This window comes from Planktotalea sp. (genome assembly GCF_039984035.1).
In the GTDB taxonomy this organism is placed as follows: domain Bacteria; phylum Pseudomonadota; class Alphaproteobacteria; order Rhodobacterales; family Rhodobacteraceae; genus Planktotalea.
In genome coordinates, this window is the sequence record NZ_JBDWVM010000032.1 from 1 (window position 1) to 3,691 (window position 3,691).

Below are 3,691 nucleotides of genomic sequence, written 5' to 3' on the forward strand. Positions count from 1 at the left end.
GGGATCATTACGACAACTACGGGCGTGTTAGAGACAAAGGCCGATGCGACGATGACAAAAGCCAGCAACATGCCAATCGCGAGCCCAGGGCGGGTCTTGGCCTGACGGTCCGCGAGTTTGGTAAACGCCTCAAGCGCACCAGTTCTGACAAGCGCGCCCATAACGATAAACATCGCGGCAATCGTCCACGGGGCCGGATTGGACAGGACCGCCAACGCGTTTTCGTAGGGCAGAACGCCCAAAAGCAGCAAAAACGCGACGCCAGCGATTGCGACTACTTCGGTTGGGTAGCTTTCACGTACGAAAAGCACGAACATGCCGAGGACAGTGACCAAAGCTGCAATCGCGCTTTGAGTTTCTGAAAGGTCGAACAGCTCCATCGTTATACCTTTTCTAGCGCCATCTGTCTTCGCACGCTGCCAATCAAACTCACGGCGCGCTTTGCTCGAGGCGGCCACCATGACGGATCATTGAAACCGAGGTTGCTTTGCCCGTGCGATCATCGCTGACAACGAACAGCCCTGACAGGGTTGCTGCGCCATTGGCTGGGGTAAAGCGGGATTTGGTCATGCCGGTGATAAAGCGGCGCATGGGTTCTTCTTTTTCCATGCCAATGACTGAATTATAGTCACCGCACATGCCTGCATCGCTTTGGAACGCAGTGCCACCCGGCAAAATTTGCGCATCGGCCGTAGGAACATGCGTGTGCGTTCCCACAACAATCGTGGCGCGCCCATCGCAGAAATGGCCCATGCCCATTTTTTCCGATGTCGCTTCGCAGTGAACATCCACAAGGATCATTTGCGCCAATCCGCCCAGAGGATGGGCCCGCAAAACCGCATCAACAGCTGAGAAGGGGTCATCAAAGGCGCGTTTCATAAAGACCTGACCAAGAACCTGAAGAACAAGGACTTTCTGACCGCCGCGCGCCGTAAATAATTTATGACCGCGCCCCGGTGCCGTTTTGGCGAAATTGAGAGGGCGCAGAATACGCGCATCTTTTTCGATATGCTGGAGCATTTCTTTTTGATCAAAGGCGTGATCCCCAAGCGTGATGCAATCTGCGCCTGCTGCAAAAATCGCGTTCGCGTGCTCTGCATTTAATCCCATGCCGTTAGAGGCATTTTCGCCGTTCACGACGACGAAATCCGCACGAAGATCTTCGCGCAATTTAGGAAGCTCTTCGGTAATGGCACGGCGTCCCGCGCGGCCCATCACATCGCCTAAGAATAGTGTTTTCATACCCTTGGAGTACCATGGTGCGCGCGCGGCGCAAGCGCGCCGTTGCGAAATGCCAGCGTTACTTGGCCGCAATTCGCGTTCAAAAGCAGCTTTGCGCCCAAGTCCTGAGCTTTTAAAGCGGCCAGAACACCAGAATCGCAGGAATCGATACAGCTACGATGATGATCTCTAGCGGCAGTCCAATCTTCCAATAATCCCCAAATTGATAACCTCCCGGGCCGAGAATCAAAGTATTGTTCTTGTGACCAATTGGCGTCAGGAACGCAGATGAAGCCGCAATTGCAACTGCCATCAGGAACGGATCAGGCGAGACATTCAGTGAATGCGCCATCTGTATGCCGACGGGCGCAGCAACGATAGTCGTGGCGGTGTTGTTAAGCACATCCGACAATGTCATCGTCACAACCATCAAAACCGTAAGGATTGCCCAAGCTGGCATGCCTTCGGTCAAGCCAACCAGCGCCCCTGCGATCAATTCCGTACCGCCTGCTTTTTCCAAAGCGGCGCCAAGTGGGATCATCGACCCTAGCAAGACAACCACCGGCCATTCGATATGGCTGTAGAGTTCCGATAGGGGAATGATCTTTGCCAAGACGTAGGCAATGACGACCAAACCCAGCGCGATTGGTAGGTAAACCAAGCCAAAGCTCGCCGCAGCAACAGCGCCAGCGAACAGGCCAATCGCAAGCCAGACCTTGCTGTCTTGCGTCACTGCGAGGCCACGTTGCGCCAGCGGCAGACAGCCGAGCCATTCGGTCACATCAGGGCCGCGATCCTTGGGAACGAGCAGCAAGAGAATATCACCTGCGCGCACTTCGGTGCGGCGCACATGGGTACGGATGGATTTGCCCTCGCGGGAAATGCCCATCAAAACAGTGCATTGACGCCATGCAAGACCAAGTGCTTGCGCGGTCTTGCCTGCAATGCGCGCGGTTTCTGTGACCACGACCTCAATGACATCCAGACCATCACCTGCCGCCTTGAGGTGCTCTTCGCGTTTGGCGTCAGAGAATGCCAGCGAAAGAGCGGCGCGAAATTCGTCCAATGCATCAGGCGAAGCTTCCAGAACCAAAGTATCCGCGCCCTGCAAGATCGAGTTGCGCGCATTGCCATATCGGCGTTTGCCGTCACGAATAAGGCCTAAGATGGCGACGTCGGCCTTTTCGGCGTCTTCCTCGAGTTCAGACAGGCGTTTGCCGATCAATTTGCTTTCTGCTGGAATGGTCAATTCAGCAATGTAGTCCGAAAAGTCTGATGCACTGCCGTTTTCGTCACCGCGCGCGGGAATGAAACGCCAGCCAATCAGCGCAACGAAGGTCAGGCCTGCTATCGCTGCGATCCCGCCAACAGGGGCAAAGTCGAACATCTTGAAGGGCTCACCAAGGCTCTCTTCGCGGATCGATGCGATGATGATGTTCGGGGGCGTGCCGATCAAGGTCACCATACCACCAAGGATCGTCGCAAAACTCAGCGGCATCAAGGAAAGGCCGGGTTTGCGGCCCGCTTTGCGCGCTGTTTGGATATCCACAGGCATCAAAAGCGCCAGCGCGGCCACGTTATTCATAAATGCAGACAATACGCCGCCAATACCGCCCATGAGCGCAATATGCCCGCCGAGCGAGCGAGAACTGTCCACCAAGGTGCGCGTGATCAGAAAGACCGCGCCAGAGCGCACCAGTCCGGCAGAGACCACAAGGACAAGCGCAACAACAAGCGTCGCAGGATGTCCAAAGCCGGCAAAGGCATCTTTGCCCTCAACAACGCCAAGTAAAACACCGACCATAAGAGCGGTAAATGCAACGATATCATAGCGGAACCGACCCCAGAGCAAGAGGGCGAAAACAGCGCCGAACAAGGAAAACAGAATGATTTGATCTTGGGTCATGACAGGCCTTTCGTATTGCCGACAGCTTCACAGCAAAAGGGCGTGATATGCAACCGACTTGCGGGGCAGGGGCGCTGCGTCGTATATGGGCTTAACTTTTAAGAATTCTCACTTGGAGAGAGATATGGCCGGCCACTCAAAATGGGCAAATATTCAACACCGTAAGGGACGTCAGGATAAACTGCGTTCGAAACTGTTTTCCAAGTTCTCGAAAGAGATCACGGTTGCCGCGAAGATGGGCGACCCTGATCCGGAAAAGAACCCGCGTTTGCGCCTTGCGGTGAAAGAAGCCAAATCGCAATCCATGCCGAAGGACAACATCGAGCGCGCAATCAAGAAGGCGATTGGCGGCGAAGGTGATGATTACGAAGAAATCCGTTATGAGGGCTACGGTCCAAACGGCGTTGCGATTATCGTCGAAACTATGACCGACAACCGCAATCGTACGGCGTCCACTGTGCGGTCGACCTTCACGAAGAATGGCGGCAACTTGGGCGAAACCGGTTCTGTTGGTTTCATGTTCGAGCGCAAGGGTCAGATCACCTACAAGCCAGAAGCGGGCGA

General features: G+C 54.9%; 4 protein-coding genes. 1 reads left to right on the top strand and 3 read right to left on the bottom strand.

Translation table 11 applies throughout. From position 1 onward, the window contains the following. The 3 genes from ABJQ89_RS01330 to ABJQ89_RS01340 form a co-directional block, all read right to left on the bottom strand. On the bottom strand, positions 1–380 hold a 380-nt coding region (locus tag ABJQ89_RS01330), incomplete at its 3' end, for an SLC13 family permease (RefSeq protein WP_348494475.1). A 49-nt stretch (positions 381–429) separates the two neighbouring features. Then, the gene (locus ABJQ89_RS01335) at positions 430–1,242 is read right to left on the bottom strand and encodes a TIGR00282 family metallophosphoesterase (RefSeq protein WP_348494476.1); all 813 of its coding nucleotides are present in this window, start codon (positions 1,240–1,242) and stop codon (positions 430–432) included. 112 nt (positions 1,243–1,354) lie between these two features. After that, complete coding sequence (locus tag ABJQ89_RS01340; protein ID WP_348494477.1) at positions 1,355–3,127, bottom strand: SLC13 family permease; 1,773 nt, start codon at positions 3,125–3,127, stop codon at positions 1,355–1,357. A gap of 124 nt (positions 3,128–3,251) precedes the next feature. Between ABJQ89_RS01340 and ABJQ89_RS01345 the strand changes: the two genes are divergently transcribed. Beyond that, a partial coding sequence (locus ABJQ89_RS01345) for a YebC/PmpR family DNA-binding transcriptional regulator (RefSeq protein ID WP_348494478.1) occupies positions 3,252–3,691 on the top strand: 440 nt, incomplete at its 3' end.

What these genes read in the sequence shown, in the direction of transcription:
- ABJQ89_RS01340 (WP_348494477.1), bottom strand. Translation starts at nt 3,127, where the DNA reads ATGACCCAAGATCAAATCATTCTGTTTTCCTTGTTCGGCGCTGTTTTC.
- ABJQ89_RS01335 (WP_348494476.1), bottom strand. Translation starts at nt 1,242, where the DNA reads ATGAAAACACTATTCTTAGGCGATGTGATGGGCCGCGCGGGACGCCGT.